This window comes from Arthrobacter sp. 01L42 (genome assembly GCF_056400005.1).
Window position 1 is genome coordinate 109,421 of the sequence record NZ_JBFTSL010000011.1, and the last position, 25,012, is coordinate 134,432.

22 protein-coding genes are annotated in these 25,012 nt (G+C 67.0%); 13 read left to right on the top strand and 9 right to left on the bottom strand.

The genetic code is table 11. The features are described 5' to 3' along the window. Positions 1-50 precede the first annotated feature (50 nt). Positions 51-2,096, top strand: coding sequence for a phage holin family protein (locus tag AC1DN2_RS11635; RefSeq protein ID WP_476850430.1), 2,046 nt, complete (start codon positions 51-53; stop codon positions 2,094-2,096). Positions 2,097-2,146: 50 nt separating this feature from the next. On the opposite strand, the gene AC1DN2_RS11640 is transcribed toward AC1DN2_RS11635, so the two are convergent. From AC1DN2_RS11640 to panB, 3 genes are all read right to left on the bottom strand, one after another. After that, the gene (locus tag AC1DN2_RS11640; protein WP_476850431.1) at positions 2,147-2,905 is read right to left on the bottom strand and encodes an MBL fold metallo-hydrolase; all 759 of its coding nucleotides are present in this window, start codon (positions 2,903-2,905) and stop codon (positions 2,147-2,149) included. A gap of 23 nt (positions 2,906-2,928) precedes the next feature. Then, positions 2,929-3,318 (bottom strand): SHOCT domain-containing protein, encoded by a 390-nt coding sequence (locus AC1DN2_RS11645; protein WP_028275861.1) that lies wholly within the window; start codon positions 3,316-3,318, stop codon positions 2,929-2,931. A 205-nt stretch (positions 3,319-3,523) separates the two neighbouring features. Then, positions 3,524-4,489 (bottom strand): 3-methyl-2-oxobutanoate hydroxymethyltransferase, encoded by a 966-nt coding sequence (gene panB / locus AC1DN2_RS11650; RefSeq protein ID WP_476850432.1) that lies wholly within the window; start codon positions 4,487-4,489, stop codon positions 3,524-3,526. Positions 4,490-4,751: 262 nt separating this feature from the next. On the opposite strand from panB, the gene glnA (AC1DN2_RS11655) reads away from it, so the two are divergent. The 6 genes from glnA (AC1DN2_RS11655) (at position 4,752) to AC1DN2_RS11680 (ending at position 11,128) form a co-directional block, all read left to right on the top strand. Beyond that, positions 4,752-6,092, top strand: coding sequence for a type I glutamate--ammonia ligase (glnA, locus tag AC1DN2_RS11655; RefSeq protein WP_028275859.1), 1,341 nt, complete (start codon positions 4,752-4,754; stop codon positions 6,090-6,092). Between the two features lie 9 nt (positions 6,093-6,101). Beyond that, on the top strand, positions 6,102-9,113 hold the full coding sequence (locus AC1DN2_RS11660) for a bifunctional [glutamine synthetase] adenylyltransferase/[glutamine synthetase]-adenylyl-L-tyrosine phosphorylase (protein ID WP_476850433.1): 3,012 nt from the start codon (positions 6,102-6,104) through the stop codon (positions 9,111-9,113). 72 nt (positions 9,114-9,185) lie between these two features. After that, on the top strand, positions 9,186-9,602 hold the full coding sequence (locus tag AC1DN2_RS11665) for a VOC family protein (RefSeq protein WP_026266248.1): 417 nt from the start codon (positions 9,186-9,188) through the stop codon (positions 9,600-9,602). A 48-nt stretch (positions 9,603-9,650) separates the two neighbouring features. Then, positions 9,651-10,166, top strand: coding sequence for a GNAT family N-acetyltransferase (locus AC1DN2_RS11670; RefSeq protein ID WP_476850434.1), 516 nt, complete (start codon positions 9,651-9,653; stop codon positions 10,164-10,166). Positions 10,167-10,236: 70 nt separating this feature from the next. Continuing rightward, positions 10,237-10,884, top strand: a complete 648-nt coding sequence (locus AC1DN2_RS11675) for an MBL fold metallo-hydrolase (protein ID WP_476850435.1) — start codon at positions 10,237-10,239, stop codon at positions 10,882-10,884. Between the two features lie 43 nt (positions 10,885-10,927). After that, positions 10,928-11,128, top strand: coding sequence for a transcriptional regulator (locus tag AC1DN2_RS11680; RefSeq protein WP_079553982.1), 201 nt, complete (start codon positions 10,928-10,930; stop codon positions 11,126-11,128). Between the two features lie 72 nt (positions 11,129-11,200). Here AC1DN2_RS11680 and AC1DN2_RS11685 read toward each other — a convergent pair whose 3' ends face one another. Next, entirely contained in the window at positions 11,201-12,712 is a 1,512-nt protein-coding gene (locus AC1DN2_RS11685; RefSeq protein ID WP_476850436.1) for a hypothetical protein, read from the bottom strand. Positions 12,713-12,962: 250 nt separating this feature from the next. After that, complete coding sequence (gene glnA / locus AC1DN2_RS11690; protein WP_018772378.1) at positions 12,963-14,387, bottom strand: type I glutamate--ammonia ligase; 1,425 nt, start codon at positions 14,385-14,387, stop codon at positions 12,963-12,965. A gap of 283 nt (positions 14,388-14,670) precedes the next feature. On the opposite strand from glnA (AC1DN2_RS11690), the gene AC1DN2_RS11695 reads away from it, so the two are divergent. Next, positions 14,671-15,108, top strand: coding sequence for an RDD family protein (locus AC1DN2_RS11695; protein ID WP_476850437.1), 438 nt, complete (start codon positions 14,671-14,673; stop codon positions 15,106-15,108). A 259-nt stretch (positions 15,109-15,367) separates the two neighbouring features. Here the strand turns inward: AC1DN2_RS11695 and AC1DN2_RS11700 are convergent, their stop codons facing one another. The 4 genes from AC1DN2_RS11700 to lipB form a co-directional block, all read right to left on the bottom strand. After that, positions 15,368-15,730: a DUF3817 domain-containing protein gene (locus AC1DN2_RS11700; protein WP_476850438.1), complete on the bottom strand. Its 363-nt coding sequence runs from the start codon at positions 15,728-15,730 to the stop codon at positions 15,368-15,370. Positions 15,731-15,960: 230 nt separating this feature from the next. Then, positions 15,961-16,710: a DUF4191 domain-containing protein gene (locus AC1DN2_RS11705; RefSeq protein WP_243179470.1), complete on the bottom strand. Its 750-nt coding sequence runs from the start codon at positions 16,708-16,710 to the stop codon at positions 15,961-15,963. A 90-nt stretch (positions 16,711-16,800) separates the two neighbouring features. Further along, positions 16,801-17,808: a lipoyl synthase gene (lipA, locus tag AC1DN2_RS11710; protein WP_476850439.1), complete on the bottom strand. Its 1,008-nt coding sequence runs from the start codon at positions 17,806-17,808 to the stop codon at positions 16,801-16,803. Then, positions 17,805-18,473: a lipoyl(octanoyl) transferase LipB gene (gene lipB, locus AC1DN2_RS11715; protein WP_230007918.1), complete on the bottom strand. Its 669-nt coding sequence runs from the start codon at positions 18,471-18,473 to the stop codon at positions 17,805-17,807. Before lipB ends, lipA begins: the two co-directional genes overlap by 4 nt. A gap of 107 nt (positions 18,474-18,580) precedes the next feature. On the opposite strand from lipB, the gene AC1DN2_RS11720 reads away from it, so the two are divergent. The 5 genes from AC1DN2_RS11720 to AC1DN2_RS11740 all read left to right on the top strand — a co-directional run bounded on the left by AC1DN2_RS11720 (position 18,581) and on the right by AC1DN2_RS11740 (position 25,003). Further along, the gene (locus tag AC1DN2_RS11720; protein ID WP_476850440.1) at positions 18,581-20,206 is read left to right on the top strand and encodes a serine/threonine-protein kinase; all 1,626 of its coding nucleotides are present in this window, start codon (positions 18,581-18,583) and stop codon (positions 20,204-20,206) included. 79 nt (positions 20,207-20,285) lie between these two features. After that, on the top strand, positions 20,286-21,572 hold the full coding sequence (locus AC1DN2_RS11725) for an APC family permease (RefSeq protein ID WP_476850441.1): 1,287 nt from the start codon (positions 20,286-20,288) through the stop codon (positions 21,570-21,572). A 195-nt stretch (positions 21,573-21,767) separates the two neighbouring features. Then, positions 21,768-23,210: a glutamate/gamma-aminobutyrate antiporter GadC gene (gene gadC / locus AC1DN2_RS11730; RefSeq protein WP_476850442.1), complete on the top strand. Its 1,443-nt coding sequence runs from the start codon at positions 21,768-21,770 to the stop codon at positions 23,208-23,210. Continuing rightward, complete coding sequence (locus AC1DN2_RS11735; RefSeq protein WP_476850443.1) at positions 23,207-23,653, top strand: hypothetical protein; 447 nt, start codon at positions 23,207-23,209, stop codon at positions 23,651-23,653. The genes gadC and AC1DN2_RS11735 overlap by 4 nt, the downstream gene beginning before the upstream one ends. A 3-nt stretch (positions 23,654-23,656) precedes the next feature. Further along, positions 23,657-25,003 carry a M20/M25/M40 family metallo-hydrolase gene (locus AC1DN2_RS11740; RefSeq protein WP_476850444.1) on the top strand — a complete coding sequence of 449 codons (1,347 nt, stop codon included), beginning with the start codon at positions 23,657-23,659 and terminating at the stop codon, positions 25,001-25,003. The last annotated feature ends 9 nt before the right edge of the window (positions 25,004-25,012 follow it).

A 25,012-nucleotide genomic window follows, 5' to 3' on the forward strand; every position in this document is an offset into this window, starting at 1 on the left:
CACCCTGTGAGGGTGGGTGCGAGCCGGTTGCCGACAGCCATACTGGGAAAATGCCGACGCGCGTTGCCCGCACCCGCGGCGCCCGAATATCAGACCTCGCCAGGCTGGCCCTTGCCTGGGCTGCCTCGACTGTAGCCCTCATTATCACCGGCGCCCTGCTGCCGGGGTTCTCTGCGGCCAGCTGGTGGTCATACGCCGCCGTGGCGGCGGCAGCCGGCCTCGTCGGCCTGGTCCTGCGCCCCGTGCTGGTGGAGATCTCGGCCAGGGTGGGCTGGGTGGCAGTACTTCTTACCGCCCTGGTGGGGCAGGCCCTGATCATGTACGTCGCCATCCGTCTGGTGCCCGGCATCGAGTCGACGCCGTTGACAGCCCTCGCCGCTACCTGGGTCAGTGCCGTGGTGGGCACGCTCATTTCGTGGGCCACCACAGCCGGAACCGATGACGGCCTCATCACCTCGCTGGCAGGACGGGCACGCCGGCAGGAAACGGTGACCGATCCGGAGGTGGACGGTGTCCTGTTCGTCCAGCTCGACGGGGTCCCCTTCCCGGTGCTGCAGTGGGCTATCCAGTCCGGGGGAGTGCCCCATCTCCGCCGCTGGCTGGCCTCGGGGGATTATCAGTTCCGTGAATGGACTCCCCAGCTGCCTTGCACGACGCCGGCGAGCCAGATGGGCATTCTGCACGGCACGGTCGCCGGGATCCCGGCCTTCCGGTGGTATGACCGTGAGCTCCAACGCGTCCTGGTGGCCAACCGTCCGGCAGACGCCCGGGTGATCGAGGACAGGCACAGCACCGGCCAGGGACTGCTCTGCGACGACGGCGTCTCCATCTCGAACCTGTTCACCGGTGACGCGCCCCGCTCGTTTTTGACGATGAGCCGGGTAGAGGTCCGGCGCGGCTCGACCCAAACCCGCCGGGCGTTCGCCTGGTTTTTTGCCACCCCGAACGGCTTCATGCGCAGCTTTACGCGGACCGTCGCCGAGATCTTCAAGGAGCGTTGGCAGGCCCGGAGACAGGTCAAACGTGACCTCAATCCGCGGGTGCGGCGGGACTGGACCTTCGCCCTGCTGCGGGCAGTCACCAACGGTCTGCTGCGGGACCTGAACACGGCGCTGGTGGCAGAGGAGCTGCGTCGCGGCACGAAGTGCATCTATGTCGACTACGTTGACTACGACGAGATCGCCCACCACGCAGGCATGTTCCGCCCCGAGTCGCTTGCAGCCCTGGATGGCTTGGACCGCACGCTCGGTGCCTTGGCCGAACTCGCCGGGTCCGCTCCCCGCCGCTACCGGCTGGTGGTGCTCTCGGACCACGGCCAGTCCCAGGGCACGCCGTTCGCGGACCGGTATGGCCAGGCGCTTGGTGATCTGTGCGCGGAACTGATGCAGGAACACGTTCAGAACGTGGACGCGTCCGTCGAGGGGCTCGGGCGCGCGGACTCCATCGCCGGCGACGTTGCCTCCGGCGGATTGTCCGGGAAGCTCGCCGGCCGTGCCGACGAGGTACTGACCAAGGCACAAGAGACGCCGGCACAGCAGACTTCCGGCCCAGGCGGCGCGGAGGATCCGGTGGTCGTGTTGGGCTCGGGCAACCTGGGCCTGGTGTACCTGCGCGGTGACCGGCGCCTGAGTCTCCAAGCCCTCGAGCATCGGTGGCCTGCCCTGGTCCCTGGCCTGGCGGGCCATCCCGGCGTCGGGTTCGTGGCCGGCATCGATGAGGAGGGCGGGGCGTGGGCGATCGGAAGCGGCGGGCGCGTCAATATCACCAGCGGGGCAGTGGAGGGCACCGACCCGCTGGCTGGTTTCGGGCCGCATGCGGCGCGGGTGCTGAATCTCGCGCTGATGCAACCCGAGGCGCCGGATCTCTATGTCAACAGCGCGGTGGATCCCGTGACCGGCGACGTTGCAGCGTTCGAAGGCCTCGTGGGATCCCACGGGGGACTGGGGGGTTGGCAGGACCGCGCCGTGCTGATGGGCCCGGCCGATCTCATGGCGGGGCTGCCCGAGCGGATCGAGGGTGCCGGGGAACTCCACCGGGTGCTGGTGGCGATGCTTGAGTCCTGTGGCCAGCGCGCCACGACGGCGTCCCGCGGCTGAGCGACCAACCGGGGGATTTCCCGGGGCGGGTCCAATTCGAGGCCCTGGGCTTACGAGGGCGCGACCCAGGTCTGGCCGGGAGCGAGGACGACTGCCGTGCAGCCGGGAGCCTGTTCCGCCACGGCAGTGGCGAACCGGTGGCCGGGCCGCTCGAGCCAGCTCCGGGCAAAGCAGGTGACGAACGGAGGGTGCAGCGTCCCCCAGTGCACCGGCAGAGCGAACCTTGCGCCGCTCATCGCGACAGCCCGTGCGGCGGTCTCCGGAGTCAGGTGCCCCGCCGAGAGCCTCGGTCCCCACCCCCAGACCGGCACCAGGGCGACATCGATCGGCCCTCCGGCCATGGCGGGGAGCGCGGCCATCTCCGGGAACAAGCCCGTGTCACCCGCGATCCACACGATGCCCGACTGGCCGCGGACGAGCTGGCCATTGGCGTCGTTGGGCCGGTGCGGCATTGGCCGGCTGCGATGTTCGGCCGGCACCTGGCGAATCTGGACGCCGCTGCCTACCGGGGTCCAGCCGTCGCCCAAGGAAACTGTGTGCGCCAACTTTCGGCGACGCAGCCAGGCCACGTTCGCCGGCGCGCTCATCAGCGGTGCCCCGCGCAGCATGCGCAGGGAGCGCAACTCGGCGTGGTCGTGGTGCAGGTGAGAGAGGAGCACCGCGTCCGGTCGGTCCCACGAGACCGGGTCCGGACGCGGTGCCAGGCGTCGGAGCAACCCGGCATGGGAACGGAGTAGCGGATCGGTGAGGATCCGAACCCCGTCGAGATCCAGAACCACCGTGGAGTGACCAAGCCAGGTGATTCTCATGTCGGGCGTAGCCCATTTTCGTGTCAGGCCAAGGCCTTTGCCTTGAGGGAATCAAACTCGGTCTGGTTGATGGCTCCGGAATCAAGCAGCGCCCTGGCATCGGCGATCTGGCCGGCCGGGCTGGCCGTCGAGCCTGCGGCCTGCTTGATGTACTCCTGCTGGGCAGCCTGCTGCTGGGCCAGCATCTTCATCTGACGATCGGTCATGCTCCGGCCCCGGGCGATCAGGTAGATGAGGGCGCCGAGCCAGGGAACGAAGATCAGCAGGATAACCCAACCGGCCTTGGCCCAGCCGCTGAGCTCGTGGTCGCTGAACAAGTCCATCAGGCAGCGGAACCACACCATCAGCGCAGCGATCCAGATGAAGAACCAGAAACTCCAGAGCAGAACGTCCCAGAAGCTATTCGTGTCCATCGATACTCCTCGAATCGTGTCCGCCGGAGCCTGACCTTACGCTTAGCGCATGAAACCGTCGGGGCCGGCGGAACATCTTGAGGTCCTAATGCAGACCTTATTGGTCAGCCTGCCCGCACCTGAGGCGCAACGCATCGCCCGTGAAGGATGAGGTCTTGCAAAAGAGTCTCCGGATCCGGAAGGTCAGGGGCCCGCTGGAGCGGAACTAGAAGGAGTGTTCCGGGCCGGGGAACTGGCCTGAGCGCACGTCGTCGCCGTAGGCTTTTGCGGCGTCACTGAGGGACGTGCGGAGGTCGGCGTATTGTTTGACGAATTTCGCCATCTTTCCGCCGCGCAAACCGGCCATGTCCTGCCACACCAGGACCTGTCCGGTGGTGGCGCTGCCGGCGCCGATGCCGACCGTGGGGACGTCGACGGCGGCATCCACGGCGGCTGCCGTGGCGGCCGGGACCATTTCCATGAGCACGCTGAACGCGCCGGCGTCGGCCAGCGCGACGGCGTCGTCGATCAACCGCTGGGCGTCATCGCCGCGGCCCTGGACGCGGTAGCCGCCGAGGGAGTGTTCGCTCTGCGGGGTGAAACCGATGTGCGCCATGACGGGGATGCCGGCCTGGACCATGGCGCGGACGGTCTCGGCGTAGAACTTTCCGCCTTCAATCTTGACGGCGTGGGCCAGGCCCTCTTTCAGGAACCGGACGCCGGTGGCAACCGCCTGCTGGGCCGAGACCTCGTAGCTGCCGAACGGCAGGTCAGCGACCACCAGGGCCCGCCGTGCGGAGCGGGCGACGGCGCGGCACAGCGGAAGGAGCTCGTCCACCGTCACGGGAAGGCTGGTTTCGTTGCCGAAGACGTTGTTGGAGGCCGAATCGCCGACCAGGAGCACCTCGATGCCTGCCTGGTCAAAGATTTCTGCGGTGTACTGGTCATACGCGGTGAGCATGGCGAAGCGCTCACCGTTGGCCTTGGCCGCCTGGAGATGATGCGTGCGGATCCTGGCCACCGGTTTCCGGGCCGCCTCCGCAGCCCCGCCGGTGCCGCCGTCGGCAGTCCCGCCTGTGCCACTGGCCGACGTGCCCGAAGAGGCGGCCGCTGAAGCCGCTGCCGGGCCGCTGCCGTAGGGGGCCGCAAGTTCTGCGGGCGTGCTGGAATCGGAGCTGTTACTTGAGGCCATGCCACGAGCGTAGTGCGAGACGAAGTGCCGCAGCTACCGCGGGTTGCCCCCGCCCGGCGTGAATCACGTCACACGGGCGGCCTGTGAGGCGGCGCAATGCCCCCTCCCGCCGCGAATTCGTCCGGCTTTGTGTTAACGGTGTGTTACGCGGGGGTCCGGCTTCAGCAATCGGTGGCAATGCTTAGTAAAGTGAACCGTGAGCAGCCGCGGGGCCCATGAATGCCGGGCCCGGGGCGGATGGAAGAACCGGAAAGAGGCCAGTATGGACCGCCAGCAAGAGTTTGTCCTGCGGACGATCGAAGAGCGCGACGTGCGGTTTGTGCGCCTGTGGTTCACCGACGTCGTGGGATCGCTCAAGTCCGTGGCGCTGGCCCCGGCCGAGGTGGAAGGCGCCTTCGAGGAAGGACTCGGATTCGACGGTTCCTCGATCGAAGGCCTGGCCCGCGTCTTCGAATCCGACATGCTGGCCCAGCCGGATCCGGCCACGTTCCAGATCCTGCCGTGGCGCGGCGAGACCGAGGCCACATCGCGGATGTTCTGCGACATCCTGACGCCCGACGGCGAACCTTCCGCCGCGGACCCGCGCAACGTCCTCAAGCGCACCCTGGCCAAGGCCGCGGACATGGGCTTCACCTGCTACACCCACCCCGAGATCGAGTTCTACCTGCTCAAGTCCCAGGAGCCGGGCCCGGACGGATCACCCATCCCCGTGGACGAGGGCGGCTACTTCGACCACGTCCCGGGCGGCGTGGCCCAGGACTTCCGCCGGACCGCCGTGACCATGCTCGAATCGGTGGGCATCTCGGTGGAATTCAGCCACCACGAGGCAGGCCCGGGCCAGAACGAAATCGACCTGCGCTACGCCGACGCCCTGCAGACCGCGGATAACATCATGACGTTCCGCACGGTCATCAAGGAAGTCGCGCTGCAGCAGGGCACCTATGCCACCTTCATGCCCAAGCCCTTCACCGCCCACCCGGGTTCCGGCATGCACACCCACTTTTCCCTCTTCGAAGGGGACACCAACGCCTTCTACGAGGCCGGTTCCGAGTTCCAGCTTTCCGAGACGGCGCGCCAGTTCATCGCCGGCATCCTCAAGCACGCCCCCGAATTCACGGCCGTGACCAACCAGTTCGTCAACTCCTACAAGCGGCTCTGGGGCGGGGGAGAGGCACCGAGCTACCTGAGCTGGGGCCACAACAACCGCTCCGCCCTGGTCCGCGTCCCGCTGTACAAGCCCGGCAAGGGCCAGTCCGCGCGGATCGAATACCGTGGCATCGACTCCGCCGCTAACCCCTACCTGGCCTACGCCGTGCTGCTCGGTGCCGGCCTCAAGGGCATCGAGGAGGGCTACCAGCTCCCCGCGGCGGCCGAGGACGACATCTGGTCGCTGAGCTCGGCGGAACGCCGCGCCATGGGACACGACCCGCTGCCGGCCAGCCTGCACGACGCCATCCGGACCATGGAGGATTCCGAGCTCATGCCGCAGATCCTCGGCGAGCAGGTGTTCGAGCACTTCCTGCGCAACAAGCGTGCAGAATGGCAGGACTACCGCCTTCAGGTGACGCCCTACGAACTGCAGCGCAATCTCGGCATTCTGTAGGTTGCCCCGATGAGCCTGGCACGACGCCTCATTGCCGCCGGCTTCAGCGATCTCGACAAGGGCGAGCGGTTCCTGGCGGCCCGGGAACTGGAGGGACTCGACCAGGATGCCCTCTTTGCGGGGCTGCAGCTGGCGGCCAACCCCGACACGGCCCTGCAGTCCCTGGTCCGGCTGATCGAGAAGCACCCGGAGCTGCGCAAGCTTGCCGTCGCAGACCCGGAAAGCAGCGAGCCGCTGTACCGGGTCCTGGGGGCCTCCGAGGCGCTGGGCGAGTTCCTCATCCGCCACCCCGAACACCTCGATGCCTTCGACGTCCGGGTCAGTCCGGAACCGATGCCCGCGGACGCCGTGGCCCTGCGGACGCGGCTGCTGCAGTCGGTGCGGGCCGATCCCAAGTCTGCCCGGCCGGTGGCGGCCCTCAGCGGTCAGGAAGCCTACGCGGCCCTGCGCACCGCCTACCGGCGCGGGCTCGTGGAGCTCGCCATCAAGGACCTGTGCGCGGCCGATCCGCTGGACTTCATGCCGGCCGCGGGTGCGGAACTGGCGGATCTCGCCGGGGCTGCGCTCGAGGCGGCCCTCGCCGTCTCCCGGGCCGAGGCGGCGGAGAAGTTCGACGCCGCGGAGGTGGCCGACGTCGGCCTCGCCGTGATCGGCATGGGCAAGTGCGGTGCCCGCGAACTGAACTACATCTCCGACGTCGACGTGATCTACGTGATCGAGTCCGGCGCGCTGGAGGAGACCCGGGCCACGACCATCGGCACCGTCCTGGCCTCCGGGGTATCGCGCGCGATCATGTCCACGAGCCGCGAACCCGGGCTGTGGGAAGTCGATGCGAACCTCCGGCCCGAGGGAAAGTCGGGGCCGCTGGTCCGGACCCTCGCCTCGCACGAGAGCTATTACGCGCGCTGGGCCGAGAGCTGGGAATTCCAGGCCCTCCTGAAGGCCCGGACCATCGCCGGCGACACCGTCCTGGGGGCCCGCTACGAGGCAGCCCTGACGCCCCTGATCTGGTCTTCGGCCGGCCGGGAGGGCTTTGTCGAATCCGTCCGCGCCATGCGCCGCCGCGTCACCGAGCATATTCCGGCCGATGAGGAACAGCGGCAGATCAAGCTGGGCCGCGGCGGGCTGCGCGACGTCGAATTCACCGTCCAGCTGCTGCAGCTCGTGCACGGCAAGTCGGATGAATCCTTGCGCTGCCGGGACACCACGTCGGCCATCGCCGCGCTCTCCGCCGGCGGGTATATCGGCCGTTCCGACGCCGCGGAGTTCGACCGCGACTACCGCTACCTGCGGCTGCTCGAACACCGGATCCAGCTGTTCCAGCTGCGCCGGACGCACCTCATGCCGGTGAACGAAGCGTCTTTGCGTTCCCTCGCCAAGGCGGTCCTGGGACCGTTCTCCGCCGAGCGGCCCAAGCCGGACGCCCTGGTCGCCGCATGGCGAAAAACCAAGCGCTCCGTGCGGGAACTCCACGAACGAATCTTCTACCGCCCCCTGCTCAATACCGTCGCCACTCTGAGCAGCGAAGAGGCACGCCTGACCCCGGAAGCCGCCCAGGGCCGCCTCGCCGCCCTCGGTTACCTCGATCCCCCCGGCGCCATGCGGCACATCGAGGCCCTAACCGCCGGCGTGAGCCGGCGCGCGGCACTCCAGCGCCAGCTCCTGCCCATCCTGCTGGACTGGCTCGCCGACGGCGTGGACCCCGACGCCGGTCTGCTCGCCTTCCGGCGAGTCAGCGAGGCCCTCGGCACAACGCACTGGTACCTGGGCATGCTCCGGGATTCGACGGCCGCGGCCGAGCGGCTCTGCCACGTGCTCGCCAACTCCCGGCTGATCGCGGACCTGCTGGAGGTTTCGCCCGAATCAGTGGCGTGGCTGGGCACGGACAAGGAACTGGTGCCGCTCAGCTTCGAATCCCAATGGCTTGAAATCACCTCGAAGATGTCCCGGCACGCGGACCCGGAGAGCGCCATGCGGCTGATCCGGCTGATCCGGCGCCGGGAAATCCTCCGGGTCGCCATCGCGGACAGCGCCGGACTGCTGGACCAGGACCAGGTGGGGGAAGCCCTCGCCGACACGGACCGGGCCGCCGTGCTGGGGGCCCTGCGCGTGGCGGAGACAATCATCACCGCCGGGGAACCGCTGAAGACCCACGTGCTGGTGGTTGCGATGGGCCGTCAGGGCGGCCGGGAGATCGGCTACGGCTCGGACGCCGACGTCATGTATGTCCACCGCGGACTCCCCGGCGTGCCTGAAGAGGAGGCTCAGGCTCAGGCCCTGCAGATCGTGGGCAAGCTCTCCAGCCTGCTGACCCAGCCGCTCAAACCGGCGATCCTGGCCGAGCGGGTACTCGCGGTGGACGCGGACCTGCGCCCCGAGGGCAAGAGCGGGCCCATGGTGCGGTCCCTGGAGTCCTATGCCGAGTACTACCGCCGGTGGTCCCTGGTCTGGGAGTCCCAGGCGTTGCTGCGGGCGCGCCCCATGGCCGGCGACGACGCCCTGGCCGAGGATTTCGTGGCGCTGATCGACACCATCCGGTACCCCGGGTCTTTGTCTGACCAGGACATCCGGGAGGTGCGGCGGGTCAAGGCCAGGGTCGAGGCGGAGCGCCTGCCGCGCGGCGCCGATCCCGCCCGTCACCTGAAGCTTGGCCGGGGCGGGTTGAGTGACGTCGAGTGGCTGGCCCAGCTGCTCCAGCTCCGGCACGCCGGCCGGCATCCGGAGCTGCGGACCACGTCCACGGTGGACGCGCTCGAGGCGGCCGCGGCCCTGGACCTGATGGACGCGGGGGACACCGTCATCCTCCTCCGGGCCTGGCGTCTGGCGAGCCGGATCCGTTCGGCCAACGTCATCTGGACCGGCCGGCCCTCGGACCTGCTGCCCTCGTCCCGCCGCGACCTTGAGGCGGTGGCCCGCTGGTGCGGCTACGGACAAGGCAACGCCGCGGCGCTGGAGGAGGACTACCTGCGGTTGAGCCGGCGCGCCCGGGCGGTCTTCGAGCGGGTCTTCTACGGCCAATAGCGCCCGGCGGCGGCCTGCCGGCTGCTGACAGGGCCTACTGACACATGCTGCGGGCGGTGCTACCTTGGGCCAATGGCCAGGCAACTTTTTGTGAACCTTCCCGTCCGGAATCTGGATAAGACCGTTGAATTCTTCACGGCGCTGGGATTTTCCTTCAACCCCGACTTCACCGATGAGAACGCCACCTGCATGATCGTCAACGACGGCGCGTACGTGATGCTGCTCGTCGAGTCCTACTTCAAGACCTTCACCTCGAAGTCCGTCGCCGCTACGGCCGGCACCGCCGAGGTCATCATGTCCTTCTCGCTGGAGAGCCGCGAAGCCGTGGACGAGGTCATCCGCACCGCCCTGACCTCCGGGGGCACGGCATCGGAGGAGGCCCAGGACTACGGTTTCATGTACACGCACAGCTTCCAGGACCCGGACGGGCACCTCTGGGAAGTCTTCTGGATGGATCCGGCCGGACCGCCCAAGGACGCTGCGCTGTAGCCCCTTTCCGCTAGGGGCGGGCGCAGCCGGCGCGGGTACGCTGTCTACATGTCTGGACATGTATGGCTGCTGCCTTTGAAGAATCTCGACGACGACGCCCGGGCCATCAAGCTTGGGGAGATCGCGCTGCTGGAGCTCGGCGCAGGGCAGCAGAAGTTCGTGGGGGACCCGCTGCGGATGATGCTGATCGGGCTCGAGGAAGAGTCCCGGCACCCGTTCGCCGTGGATGTGAACGGGGCCGCCGTGGGAGTCCTGACGCTCCAGGCTGGGGCGGCGACCCTCGCGGGCTGGCCAGAGGACCACACGGCCTGGCTCCTGCGCGGCTTCCTGATCGACCGGCGGCAGCAGGGCAAGGGCCTCGGCACCCTCGCCGCTGAGGCCGCCGTGCGGGAGGCCGCCAAACTGACGGCGGACCTCGGCAGCGGCCAGGCCGGCGTCGTACTCTCCGTCAACGAACTGAACCCCGGCGGCCAAGCCGCATACCGCAAGGCCGGATTCGAGGACCGCGGCCGCTACGAAGGCGGCGACGCCGGCCCGCAACGCATCATGTACCGGGCATTCTGACCAAAATCGCATCTTGACTGGGACGGTGCGTGCCGCAGTATTGAACCAAGACCAGCCGCTGGAAAGGTGCATGATGGGTCACTCACAGATGCAGGTAGAACCGGTCATCCAGGAGCTCCACATCCCCGCCGGGCTGGCAGGGCCCGTTGAGTTGACGATGGACGTACGCTGTTTCCTTGTGCCGCACACCGGGGGATTGCTGTTGATCGATACGGGCCTCAAGGGCAGCGAGCATGCGATTGCGGCGGCCTTGGACCGTGTCGGAGCAGCATGGAGTGACATCACCGACGTCGTCCTCACCCATTGGCATCCGGACCATGTCGGCGGCCTCGGCGAAGTCGTGGAACGGAGCCCGTTGGCGGCGATCTGGGCGGGCGCGGCGGACGTTTCCCAGATTTCTTCCGCAGTGCCGCTGCGCCCGCTCGTGGAACGAGACAGGGTCCGCGATATACAGATCGTGCAGACGCCTGGCCATACCGCAGGACACATCAGCCTGCTGCATGACGACGGAATGCTGTTCGTAGGGGACGCTGTGGGGACAGCCGGAGGTGTGATGAGACGGGCGCCGGAGCAGTTTACAGCGGACTCTGCGCGGGCCGAAGAGTCGCTTCTGAGACTGAGCTTGCTGGAGCCGGACAGGATGCTCTTTTCCCACGGACCGGAGATCCCCGATCCCGTAGGGGAATTACGCCGGCTTCTTGCCGTCAACGAGGGTTGACGCTTCTCCCGGCGTCAACTAACGTTGACGCCGGAGGTGCATCATGCAGACATTGATAGGTTCCATGGACGGCAAAGGGCCGGCCGAGGCGCTCTACGCCGTGGCGGAACTCCACAAAGAACTGGCGCGCACGGAAACCGAAGTGGTGCTGCGTGCCCGGCAGGCCGGACTGTCGTGGGAGGCCATTGCGGTGTGCCTTGGCGTCAGCAAGCAGGCCGTGCACAAGAAGTACGGAAAGCGCTGAGGTGCTGGAAAGCGCTGAACCAGAAGGCCGGCCCCCAAGCCGCGACCGGATGCCCGAGGTAACTCGCGGGTCCTAACTTCCCTTTCGGCCCACGAATCGGATCACCGAGGCACGCAGCGGTCGGATCACCCAGACCAGGCCCGCAATGATCAGCACCCCGGCGATCGAGAAAAATAGCGGCAGCGGGTTTGAGCGGTCGGTACTGGCCACTTGCGCCGTGGCAACGGGAGGTCGGGGCGTGGATGGCGCTGCCGGGCTGGCCGTGGCAACCGGTGCCGGCTTCGCGGACGCGTCGTCGGCCGGGGCCGCTGCCTTGACCGGGCCGGCAGCATCGGCGACCTGCGACTCAGTTTGCGAGGCTGCCTGCGGCTGAACGAAACCAACGCTGGCACGCGCAGGAACGACGGTGTTTGCGGAGGCAATCCGGGTTGTTGGCTGGACTGCCTTGACCCGACGGATGGTCTGTTTCCCGGGCCGCGCCGGAGCGGGAGCCTGTCCGGCTGGGGCGGGTGCGTGTTCTGCGGGGGCCGGGGCCGGGCCGGGAGCGGGCTGATCGCCGCCGACCTCGCCGTTTCCTCCCGTGTCGCCGTCGACCTCGCCGTTTCCTTCCGTGTCGCCGTCGACCTCGTCGCCCTCAACGATGTCGACGTATAGCGACGATTGGGTATTCGGCCCGTGTCCCTGAGCCGTTGCGGTAACCTGGGCCCGGATCCGATGGCCCTGGTCCGCGGCCACGACAGTGTAGGTGGGTGCGGTGGCCCTGGTGATCGGCTGGCCGTCCCGCTCCCACTGATAGAGGAGGGAAATCGGCTCACCGTCGGCATACCAGCCGCCGCTGCCCTCCACACTGAGAGTATCGCCGACCGTGGAGCCGCCAGAAAGCCACATTTCATCTGTGGGCTCGATATACCCGCGGGTAACGACCGTGGACGTGTTTGACTTCGATACGCTGCCTTGGCTTGGGCCGCCGCCGGTCACCTTGAGGGTAACCACTTTGCCCAGGTCGGCAGTCCTGATCTTGTAGCTGTCGGTGGTGGCTCCCTCGATGTCCACCCCATCGGCTTGCCACTGTAACCCCACAACGTCGGTGGACCAGGTGCCCAAATCGTCGACGTCCAACGAGAATCCGACCCTCGTCGAACCCGACACAGATGGAGCCTCGCCGGTAATGATGATGGCTGGCCGGGCCGTATACGCTGCGGTGTTGGTTGCACTGACCTTCGGGGACGGCAGGGTAGTCTCCACCCCATCCTTGAGCCCAGGGGCGGACCCAGTCACGCTCAGCGTTAGGGACCGGCCGTCGTCGGGCGCCGTGATCTCGTAAGTTTCGCCCTGGGCGCCGGGGATTTTGACCCCGTCGCGCAGCCACTGATACTTCAGCGTTTGCGCCCGTTCCCATTCGCCGGGATACGACGTGAGTGTCTGTCCCGCCTTGAGGATGCCAGTGAAGGTCGGGCGCTCCAACGCCCGGACCATGGTGCGGCCCGTGGCACCCTCGCCGAAGTCCCGGCACCTATGCCCGGCTGCGGAGTCCCAGCAGGCGACGGCCGCCTGGGCCGGGCCGGCGAAGCCGATAGTGGACAAGATAATAGCGGCGCCGACGGCTGAAGCCGCACGCGACAGAGTGCTTTTCAAATTTTCCCCCAAAATAGTGCCCTTCGCGTGACCGGGAAGGGACAAAGGGAAATGCTACAAGAAAGATAGCGCTCTATCGATGAATCAAGACCGACTTATGACGGATATTTCCGGGCAAGCAAAAGAGCCCGTCCGGGCTGCCATGTGTGGCAGACCGGACGGACTCTCCTGGCGCTGTGCGGTGCGTGGCCCCTTGGGACTAGACGCCGTAGTAGAGCTCGAACTCGTACGGGTTCGGGCGCAGCGAAAGCGGACGGATCTCGTTCTCGTACTTGTACTCGATCCAGGTGTCGATCAGGTCCTGGGTGAAGACGCCGCCGGCCTGCAGGAACTCGTTGTCCTCGGCCAGTGCATCCAGGGCCTCCTCGAGGGTGCCCGGAGCCTTGGGGATGTCCTTGGCTTCTTCGGCCGGGAGCTCGTAGAGGTCCTTGTCGATCGGAGCCGGGGGTTCGATCCGGTTACGGATGCCGTCGATGCCGGCCATCAGCTGGGCAGCGAACGCCAGGTACGGGTTGGAGGAGGGGTCCGGCGCGCGGAACTCGATGCGCTTGGCCTTCGGGTTGGACCCCGTGATCGGAATACGGATACCGGCGGAGCGGTTGCCCTGCGAGTAAACCATGTTGACCGGGGCTTCGAAACCCTTGACCAGGCGGCGGTAGGAGTTCACCGTCGGGTTGGTGAAGGCCAGGACAGCGGAGGAGTGCTTCAGCAGGCCACCGATGTACCAGCGGGCGGTGTCGGACAGGCCGGCGTAGCCCTTCTCGTCGTAGAACAGCGGCTCGCCGCCGGTCCACAGCGACTGGTGGCAGTGCATGCCCGAGCCGTTGTCACCGAAGACAGGCTTCGGCATGAAGGTCACGGACTTGCCCCAGGCATCGGCGGTGTTCTTGATGACGTACTTGAACTTCTGCAGGTCATCAGCCGCGTGGGTCAGGGTGGTGAACTTGTAGTTGATTTCAGCCTGGCCGGCGGAACCGACTTCGTGGTGGCTGCGCTCGACCTCAAGGCCGGCCTCGTCCAGGGCAACGCACATAGCGTCGCGCAGGTCGGCCTGCTTGTCGGTGGGGGAGACCGGGAAGTATCCGCCCTTGACCGGGGTCTTGTAGCCGAGGTTTCCGCCCTCTTCCTCACGGCCCGAGTTCCAGTGTGCTTCCTCGGAGTCGATCTTGTAGAAGCTGCCCTGCGGGGAAGACTGGTACTGGACGTTGTCGAAGACGAAGAACTCGGCCTCGGGAGCGAAGAAAGCGGTGTCGGCAATGCCGGTCGAAGCCAGGTAGGCCTCCGCCTTCTCGGCCACGCCGCGGGGATCGCGGTGGTACGGGTCACCGGTACGCGGGTTCACGATCGAGAAGTTCAGTGCAAGGGTCTTCTCCATGCGGAACGTGTCGATGAACGCCGTCGTGACGTCCGGGATGAGCTGCATGTCAGACTCGGCGATGCCCTGGAAGCCGCGGATTGAAGATCCGTCGAAAAGCTGGCCGTTGACGAAGAAGTCGGCGTCAACGCTCTTGGCAGGCACGTTGAAGTGCTGCTGAACGCCCGGGAGATCGGTGAAGCGGATATCGACGAATTTGATGTCTTCGTCCTTGATGAACTTGAGGACTTCGTCCGCAGTCTTGAACATCTATGCTCCTTACGCATATGAAAGATCTGGCCGTCAGGCACATTTGTCCAGCGCAGTCCAACAGCGGAGAAGGCAAAAAGCTTCCCCGCTTCGCAGTCGCTAGCAACTGTTACCACCCTAAGGACAAGGGATTTCCCCGCAGTGTCCGCATTGTTTCGGGGAGGTTACAGAATGTCCTGACACGTAAACGCTAGTCGCCAGTCCACACTGTGGCCTATCTGGTCCACAATGTGACACCCTACCTCCCACACTATGGACAGGCCAGAGCCGATAAGCTTGGAGGGTGGTTGATCGCAAAGACATCGGTTCATGGCTCACCGGGCCGGACACATCCGGCATCTCCAGGTACCCGGGGGAGCGGCACGGGCTGCCCGAGTCCGGGGCAGGGTCGATCGCCCGTGCCGGCCGGCGCATCCTGGCGATCTGCATTGACTGGGGCATCGCGCTGTTGATCAGCAATTTCGCCTTCGGCGGCGACTCCTGGGCCACGCTTGCCGTGTTTGCCATCGAGCAGATCCTGCTGATCGGCACCCTCGGCTACGGCATCGGCCACCGGATCGTGGGAATCCATGTGGTCCGGCTGGGCGGCGGCCCGGCGGGTCCGCTCGCGGCCCTGGTGCGCACTCTGCTGCTGTGCCTCGTTATCCCTGCCGTCATTTTCGACCCGGACCAGCGCGGCCTCCACGACAAGGCCATGAATACGGTGCTCGTCCGGATGTAGCAATCCGCGGCCGGATGCGCGACGGCGGTGCCAGGCAACCAGGCGCGGCGGGCCCTCGTCCGTTTGCCACGAATGGCCGCTGACCTCCCCCGCGTTGCGGCCATGTGCGTCAGTTGGGCACAGCGATGGTGTCAGGGCGCGGCGGGCCCTCGTCCGTTTGCCACGAATGGCCGCTGACCTCCCCCGCGTTGCGGCCATGTGCGTCAGTTGGGCACAGCGATGGTGCCGGGGCGCACAGAAACCCGAGGTCCTCGGCGGACTAGACCCCCGCCGTCTCCGGGGCCGGCGTCGGCGCAGCCTCTCCCGACCGTTCCGTCAGGTATCCGTGGCGGCCGGCCCAGCGCTCAAACCACACCGTCGCGAAGGGGAAGACGGCGGAGAGCCCTGAGAGCAAGGCAATCCGGAACGGCCAGCGCAGCATTGCCCACAGGCTCAGTGCCGCAATCGAGTAGCCGATGAAGAAGGCCCCGTGGATCGGACCGGCAATCTCCACGCCGAGTTCCGTCGTCCGGGTGATCCATTTGAGCACCATGCCGAGCAACAGCGCGGCCCAGCTGAACGCTTCGGCGATCGCCAGCCCACGGAAGATGCGGATCATCGTGGCGGTCGAGGGAAGTTTCATGCATATCTCCTGAGTTCTTGCGTCCGTTTTCGCGGTGTCCGGTGTCGCTTTGTCCGGCACCCCGCGTCCGTTGTCCCGCGTCCGTTGTCCCGGGTCCGGTAACCCGGCGCCGGGCGGGCCGACGTCGGGCAGTAAGAGAAACGCCCCGGCTGGCGGCCTGAGGTGGCCGTGAACCGGGGCGATTCTGTACTGCGGGCAATTCCATCATGCGGTGCGGTACTGCCGCCCGCCTAGCGTCCGCGGGTGGGACGGGCCTTGTAGGGATCGATGCCCTTCGGGATGGGCAGGCGGCCGCCAAGCGAGGAAATGCGCTTCGACACGGCGCTGACCTCGGTCTTGGTCAGTTCGCCCTTGAGTTTGTTCATCTTCCTGGCGATCTGACTGAGCGGCACCTGGCCCTCGCCGCGGCCGCTTTCGATCACGTGGATGGTGACGTTGGGGAGGATGCGCGCAAGGCGCTTGCGCTCGGCGTCGACCAGCGGCTTGACCCGGTTGCTGGGGCCTTCGCTGACGAGCACGACGCCGGGACGGCCGATGGCGCGGAAGACGGCATCCTGCGTGCGGGGGTTCACGGCGACGGGCTGGTCCTCGGTGATCCAGCCGCGCTTGAGCGTGCCCAGCGCGGCACCTGACGCGCCGGGCTGGTTCTCGATCTGCGCGAACGCGGCGCGCTCGGCACGGCGGGACAGGATCAGCGTGGCCGCAAGGGCGCCCAGGGCGATGCCGATGATCAGGCCGGTGATCCAGTTGTCGAGCAGGAAACCGACCAGCAGGCTGAGGGCAACAACACCCAGGAACGCCAGCAACATGAGCCACGGAACCATGGGATCGTGGCGGCGGGTCATCTGGAAGACCTCGCCGATCTGCTTCAGCCGGCTCGGCTTCTTGGCCTTTGCTTCCTTGGGCTTACGGGAGAAAAGACCGCGCTTCGGAGCTTCGGAAGCCGGGCTGGAGTTGCTGGGATCAGGGGAATTCGCCATAGTTCCTTAATTCTACGTGATGGACGGCCAAGGGCCGGCACCGGAGTCATCCGGTGCCGGCCCTTAAGTGGAAGGGTGTCAGAGCTGGGTTCAGGAATGTGCCGCGAGCAGCGAGCTGGCTTCCTGGCGGGTGCTTCCGGAGCTTTCGATGTGGGCGAGTTCGGCCGGGATTTCCCAGCCCTTCTTGCGCATCGCGGTGGCCCAGAGCCGGCCGGCGCGGTAGGAGGAACGCACCAGGGGCCCGGACATGACGCCCAGGAAGCCGATCTCGTCCGCCTCATTTTGCAGGTCGACGAATTCCTGCGGCTTGACCCAGCGGTCCACCGGCAGGTGCCGCTCGGACGGGCGCAGGTACTGGGTGATGGTGATCAGGTCGCAGCCGGCCTCGTGCAGGTCCCGCAGCGCCTCGGAGATTTCCTCGCGGGTCTCGCCCATGCCGAGGATCAGGTTCGACTTGGTCACCATGCCGAGCTTGCGGCCCTGGGTGATGACGTCCAGGGAGCGCTCGTAGCGGAACGCCGGGCGGATCCGCTTGAAGATCCGGGGCACGGTTTCGACGTTGTGGGCGAAGACCTCGGGCTTGGAGTCGCAGATCGCCGCGATGTGCTCGGGCCTGCCGGAGAAATCAGGGATCAGCAGTTCGACGCCGGTGCCCGGGTTCAGTTCGTGGATCTTGCGGACCGTCTCCGCGTACAGCCAGACGCCCTCGTCGGCGAGGTCGTCGCGGGCCACACCGGTCACGGTGGCGTAGCGCAGCGCCATGGCCTGGACCGAGCGGGCCACCTTGGTGGGCTCGAACATGTCCACGGGCGAGGGCTTGCCGGTGTCGATCTGGCAGAAGTCGCAGCGCCGGGTGCATTCGGAGCCGCCGATCAGGAACGTGGCCTCCTTGTCTTCCCAGCACTCGAAGATGTTCGGGCAGCCGGCCTCCTCACACACCGTGTGGAGGCCCTCCTTCTTGACGAGGTTTTTCAGCTGGACGAACTCCGGGCCCATCTGGACCTTGGCCTTGATCCATTCCGGCTTCCGTTCCACCGGTGTGGCCGCGTTTCGCTGCTCAATGCGCAGCATCTTCCGGCCTTCTGGTGCCAGTGTCACAGTAGAGCTCCTTCTGGGGTTGCAACTAGGGCTTGTTCATTCTTGCGCAGTTCTTCGGTGATCCGCGACATGAGGTCCGCCGGGGTGACGTCCCTGCCAAGTTCCTGGGCGATCGTGGTGACTCCGGCGTCGCTGATCCCGCAGGCGATGATCTGGCCGTAGGGGGCGAGATCGTTGTTGCAGTTGATCGCGAAGCCATGCATGGTGACACCTTCGTGGACACGGATGCCGATGGCCGCGATCTTGCGGTCCGGACCCTTTTCGTCCTGTTCGATCCACACGCCAGCGCGGCCCTTGATCCGGACGGCGGCGATGCCGTAGTCCGCCAGGACGGCGATGATGACCGCTTCCAGCCGCTCCACGTAGTCGCGGATGCCAGCCTTGTTCTTCAGTTTGATGATGGGGTAGCCAATGAGCTGGCCGGGGCCGTGCCACGTCAGCTTGCCGCCGCGGTCCACGGCCACAACGGGAGTTCCGTCAAAGGGCCGTTCGTGGTCTTCGGTGCGCTTGCCTGCGGTGTAAACCGCGGCGTGTTCGAGCAGCAGTACAGTGCTGGGCGCGGTGCCCGCGAGGACCTTTTCATGCAATTCGCGCTGGATGTCCCATCCGCGCGTGTAATCGACGAAGTCCGGGGCGAGACCCAGCTGTTTGAACTCAAGAGTCATGGCATCAAGCTTAGACCCCGCCGCACCCACCTCCCGCTTGTGTGCTTAAGCTCTCATGCCTGTGGATAACTTCTGCACGATTCCGCGCAATCGACTATTCCTTGGGTATGGAAGATCTCCCGCCGGCCGCCGGTGCGGCCCCCCAGGTTCCCGGTTACGACGTCGGACGGCTGCTGGGGCGCGGCGGCAGCGCCACGGTCTGGCTGGTGACCGAACAGTCAACGGGCCGCGAGTTCGCCCTGAAATGCTTCGATGCCGACCGCGCCGCACCGGAAGAATCCGAGGCCGGGGACGTCATGCGGCGCGAAGTCCGGATCCTCTCCGCCCTGGCACACAGCCACCTGCTTCGCGTCCATGCCGTGGTGCGCCTGCCGGTTCACGACTCTGGCGGCAGCGGCCTCGGGCTTGCGCTGGACTACGCACCCGGCGGCTCGCTGGCGACGCTCGTGGGAAGCCGGGGACGCCTGGGTCCCGGCGAAACGGTGACGGTCCTGACTCCCATCGCGCAGGCCCTGGCATACCTTCACGGCCAAGGCTTCACCCACGGTGATGTGGCCCCCGGCAACGTGCTCTTCACGGCCGACGGCAAACCGCTGCTGGCCGATCTCGGCGTCGCGCGAATGGTGGCCGACGCCGCTCCGGTCGCCGAAGAGGGCACAGCAGGATTCCAGGATCCCGCCCCGTCGGACGCTGTGCGGGCCGGGCTGCAGCCCGAACGCGACATTTACTCCCTGGCCGCCCTGGGCTGGTATTGCCTCACCGGACGGGCCCCCGAGCCCGGCCCGCATCGTCCACCGCTGAGCCTGCTGGTCCCGGAGGTTCCGGCAGCGTTGGTTGCCGCCCTCGAAGCGGGGCTGGGCGGGGAGCGCCGGGAGCGTCCCCCGGCGGCGGAGTTTGCCGCTATGGTCTACCGCAGCGCCCGGGCGGAGCCCGTCGATCTGTCGGTCTCCGTGCACCCCACGGTCATCCCCCAACTGCTCACACGCAAGGCCGTGCAGTCCGGCCCGGGCCGGCGCCCAGGCGCTATCCGGAAAACCGGACTCCACCGCGGATTCCGGCGGACTCCCGCGCAGCGGGCGCTGCTGCCCGCTCTCGCCGCTGCAGTCCTGCTGGCCGGCACCTGGCTGCTGGCCGGTGGCGGGCCGGCCTCCGACGCCGTCGCCGGGCTGTTTCCAGGGTTTGTGTCCGGCCACGATGCGCCGGTGCAGACAGGAAGTCCCGTGGGCCGCGAGGGACCGGCGGCGCCGTCGGAGGGGCCGGTTGGCGGGCCGCCGCCCCCCACCGCCGACGGCGGGGCCACCGCCATCCTTCCCGATCTTGAGGCACTCCTGGCCTCCGCCGACCCGGTGGAGGCGGTCCGCGGCTTGGCCCGGCTCCGTTCACTGGCACTGAGCTCCGGCGACTTCAGACTGCTCGATGCCGTCAACGCCCCGGACTCGGCGGCCGCCGCCTCGGACGGCCGCATCAAAGCGCAGCTCAGCGCCTCCGGCCACGTCCTGGCCGGATTCTCGACCTCCCTGACCCGGATCGAGACCACCGCGGAGAGCAGCCCCGCCCGGGCAGTTGTGACCATCACCACTGCACCTTCCGCTTACCGGGAAATCGATGGGAACGGCGCCACGGTGGCCGAAGTACCCGCCGCCTCCGCACAGCAGCTTCACCTGGTCCTGGTGCCCGTCGACGGGCGCTGGCGGATCCAGGACGTGCTACCTCCGGGGCCCGGAGCCGGCTAGGGTTCCACGCTTCAGGGCGCGGTGGTAACCTCCCACCGAGACGGCTGCTAGCGAGAGCCTGACGCCGGAGAGGGACGCCATGTCGACCACGGTTCCGAAGAAGCAGATGACCGTCATTCAAGCAGCGTTCATCGGGGTGGGTTCCATGGTGGGCGCGGGAATCTTCGCGCTGCTGGGCGCAGCCGGCGCTGTCGCCGGCTCGGCTGTGTGGGTGTCCTTTCTGGCGGCGGGCGCCATCGCCGGCCTACAGGGGTACTCGTTCGCGAAGCTCGGCGCGACTTACCCATCGGGCGGGGGCATGCTGGCCTACCTGGCCCGGGGGTTCGGGGAGGGGCACGCTACAGGCATCGTTTCGTGGCTGTTCTACGTGACCGGCGCGATCGTGGGGGCAATGGTGGCGTCGTCCTTCGGTGGATATGCCAGTGCAGTCCTGACCGGTCGCGACCCAGGCTGGGCCAAAGTGTTCGCGGTCGCGCTCATCCTGGTCATGACCGTCCTGAACGCGGTCGGTTCCACGGCGGTCGCAAGAGTCCAGTCGGTGATCGTGAAGATGGTGCTGGCCATCCTGTCCGTGTTCGCGATTGTCACGATCGCGAACTGGAACCCAGCGCTCCTGGATCCGGCCGGCTACCCGGGCGTCCGCGAGATCATCGCGAGCGTGGCGTTGACGTTCTTCGCCTTCCTCGGGTTCGGCGTCATCACCTTTACCGCGAAGGATCTGCCTGACCCGTCCCGTCAACTGCCCCACGCCATGTATCTGGCGCTGGCGATCGCCACGACGGTGTACGTCGCCGTCTCGCTGGGAGTTTTCGGGACCCTGACCGCCGACGAGGTCGTCGCCTACGGCGCCACTGCGCTGGCCGAGGCCGCCAAGCCGACGCTGGGCCAGTTCGGCTATGTGCTGATGGTGATCACCGCCCTGCTCTCCACTTCCGGGGCGGTGAACGCCAGCCTCTATCCTTCCGTGGGGATGACCCGGCATCTCGCCTCAGTGGGACAGTTTCCACCGGTCTTCGGCCGCTCCGTGGGCCGCAGGCAGGTGCCGGTTGGGCTGCTGGTCATGGCCGGCCTCGCGGCGGTGATGGTGGTGACGTTCAACCTCAACAGCATCGCGTCGCTTGGAAGTGCGGTAGCCTTGCTCATTTTCTCCGCGGTCACGATGGCCCACTTCAAGGTGTACCGGGAGACCGCGGCCAAGCTTTTGGTGCTTATCATCGCCCTGATTGCGACCTTGGGAACGTTCGTCGTGTTCTGCACAACCACGCTCGTCAATGAACCCGCCACCGCCGCCGCGCTGGTGGTCATCCTTGCACTGGCACTGATCACCGATTTGCTGTGGAAGCGCGCCCGAAACCGCGCAAATTAGCACCCCGGCGATCTGACGTATAGGGGAGTTGGGGACTATTCCCTGCTAATTCCTAGGTCCATGCTGTAGGCACCGAGCACTTTGTGTGATAGGGGGGGCAGTGGGCATGTTCAAGCCGACGACTACTCGCCCCAGGCGGTTTAGCTCCGCCTGGCCCGTGGCGCAGACCACGGGGCACTTGAGGGTGTGGCTCACGTGAGCGAACAGGCAGTGACCCGGCCGAAGGCACCACCGGCCGTGTGGATCTCCTGGGTAGCCCTGGCACTGATGACCACGAGTTCGGTGGCCAGTCTCCGTGCGGCCCCGACCATGGCCGTCTACGGCCTCGCCTCAGTCTTCCTCTACGTGGTTCCCGCGATCGTCTTCCTGCTCCCGACCTCCCTCGTGTCGGCCGAGCTGGCGTCCGGATGGAAGGGCGGCATCTACAACTGGGTATCGTCCGGAATCTCCAAACCCATGGGCTTCCTGGCGGTCTGGTGCCAGTTCGCGATGACGATTTTCTACTATCCAACCCTGCTGGGATTCGTCGCGAGCACGCTCGCCTACGTCTTCAACCCGGCGCTGGCCAGCAGCGGCGTGTGGACGGCCTTGGTGATCGTGGTGTTCTACTGGGCCGGCGTGTACGTCTCATCCCGCGGCACGAAGGGTGTGGCGGGCCTGGCCAGCGGTGGCCTGATCATCGGCACCCTGATCCCGGGCGCCCTGCTCGTCATCCTGGGTGTGGTCTTCCTCGGCCAGGGCAATCCGTCCGCCGCTCCGATGACCGCGGCAAACTTCTTGCCCGAATGGGCCGGGCTGGCCAGTCTGGTGCTGATCGTGAATAACTTCCTGTCCTACAGCGGCATGGAGATGAACGCTGTGCACGTGTCCTCGCTGAAGGACCCGGGTAAGGAGTATCCGAAGTCGATGTTCCTGGCCATGGGACTGGTACTGCTGATCTTCATCCTGCCGGCGCTGGCGATCAGTTGGATCGTTCCGGCCGATGAACTCTCCCTCACAGCCGGTGTCATGCAGGCCTTTGACGCGGTGCTGGCCTCCTTCAACCTCCAGGCGCTGACACCGATCCTCGGGATCATGCTGGTAGCCGCCTCCCTCGGCGGCATGCTGACCTGGCTGGCCGGTCCGTCCAAGGGCCTCTTGCTGATCTCGCGTGAGGAAGGATACCTCCCGCCGTTCCTGCAGAAACTGAACAAGAACGGCATCCAGCAGAACCTCCTGGTGGTCCAGGGGCTCGTCACCACCATGATCGCGCTTGGCTACGCGCTGATCCCGGATGTTTCCAGCGCGTACTGGATCTTCTCGGTGATCACCACGCAGGTCTACCTGATCATGTACCTGCTGATGTTCGTGGCCGCCGTCCGGCTGCGCCGCAACGACCCGGACCACGCGCGTGGCTTCCGGGCGCCAATGCTGGTTGGGCTCTGCGGCGTCGGTTTTACCGCCTCCCTGGCCGCCCTGCTCGTCGGGTTCGTCCCGCCGTCGCAGTTTGGCAACGGCGATCCGGCCGTCTATTTCCTGATCGTCGCCGGCGGCGCGCTGGGACTGGGCCTGCTCGTGCCGTTCCTCTTTTACAGGTTCCGCAAACCCTCGTGGAAGCTGCCGGAGCAAGACGCTCGGACGGAGGCACCTAGGTCATGAGCACGCATCAGGAGTCCTCGACCAGGCGCAGCCGCTCGGTCGTTTACATAGTTGCCATGATCTTGCTCGTGGTGTTCGCCGTTGTCGCACTGCTGAATTTCCGGTCGGCGAGGGAGACGCAACAGTCCCTGGCGAAGGCCGACCAGCTGATCGCGTCGATCGAGGGGGCCGGCGGGACGGCACCCTCGCGCGAACAGATAGCTCGGGTGCTCGGTGACGACGGCGGTGCCGTTTGCGCGAACCCGAACAGCGCGTTGAGCCGGGCCACCTTCTTGAGCCAGCTGGCGAACGGGGCAACCGGGCCCGGATACAGGCCGGTCATCGGGAACGCCCGGATCGCCGTCGGCGAGCTCGCGATTATCAAGGTCTATTGCCCGGACCAGCTCGCTGAGTTCCAGGAGTTCATCGACGACCTCAAGACGTACCACACGGGTGGTGCGTGAGCCGTGGACCTGCGCGCCCGCATCACCGATCTGATGGGTCCGGCACGGGAGGAGCTCGCCGAGTTTGTTGCCATCCGGTCGGTGGCAGATGCGCGGCAGTTTCCCGTCGAGGAGTGTGCCAAGGCTGCCCAGTGGGTGCTGGACAAGTTCGCCGGACTCGGATTTTCGGATGTGCACCTCGAACGGACCCCGGACGGCTCCGACGCGGTGGTGGGCTCCAGGCCCGGACCCGATCCGGACGCGCCCACCGTGCTCCTCTACGCGCACTACGACGTCCAGCCACCCCTCGATGACTCGGCATGGCGGACCCCGCCCTTCGAGCTCACTGAAGTGGACGGCCGCTGGTACGGCCGGGGCGCCGCCGATTGCAAGGGCAACATCCTCGCCCACCTGCTCGCCCTGAGGGCGCTCGGCAACGACGTACCGGTGAACCTGTTGCTGGTGGTCGAGGGGTCGGAGGAACAGGGCACCGGCGGGCTCGAGGCGTTCGTCGCCGGCCACCCGGACCTGCTCCGTGCCGACACCATCCTGGTCTGCGACACCGGCAACGCCGCCGTGGGCCACCCCGCCGCGACCGTAACTCTGCGCGGGATGGTCAATGTCGTGGTGACGGTGGAGGCGATGGCGTCAGAGCTCCACTCCGGCATGTTTGGCGGTGCTGCCCCCGACGCGCTCGCCGCACTGATCGCCATGCTGGCATCACTGCGGGACCGGCAAGGGAACACGACGGTCATGGGATTGGACAACGCCCAGACGTGGACCGGTGCGCCCTATCCGCCAGGGCAGTTCCGCACCGACGCCGGCGTCCTTGAGGGAGTGTCCTTGCTGGGGGACGGCACCGTGTCCGACATGCTCTGGGCACGGCCCGCGGTCACCGTGCTCGGCATCGACTGCCCGGCGGTGACCGGCTCGACGGCGGCGATCTCGCCGCGGGCCTCGGCACGCCTGAACCTGCGCGTCCCGCCGGGCATGGCGGCCGCCGACGCCCACACGGCGTTGGTCAGCCACCTCAAGGCGGCCGCGCCCTGGGATGTCCACGTCACGGTGGACCTCGAGGCCATCGGGTCGCCATTCCAGGCGGCAGTCGGCGGCCCGGCCTTTGAAGCCATGAGCGCCGCGATGTCCCAGGCCTACGGCACGCCCATGACAACCCTGGGGCAAGGGGGATCGATCCCGCTCTGCAACGTCTTCGCCGACACCTACCCGGACGCGGAGATCATCCTGCTCGGCGTCGAGGAGCCACTCGCCCTGATCCATGCACCGAACGAGAGCGTCGATCCGGGCGAGATCAGGGCCCTGGCAGAGTCCCTGGCCCTCTTCCTCCAGAGGTACGCGACGCTGCACGGCTAATAGTGGCGG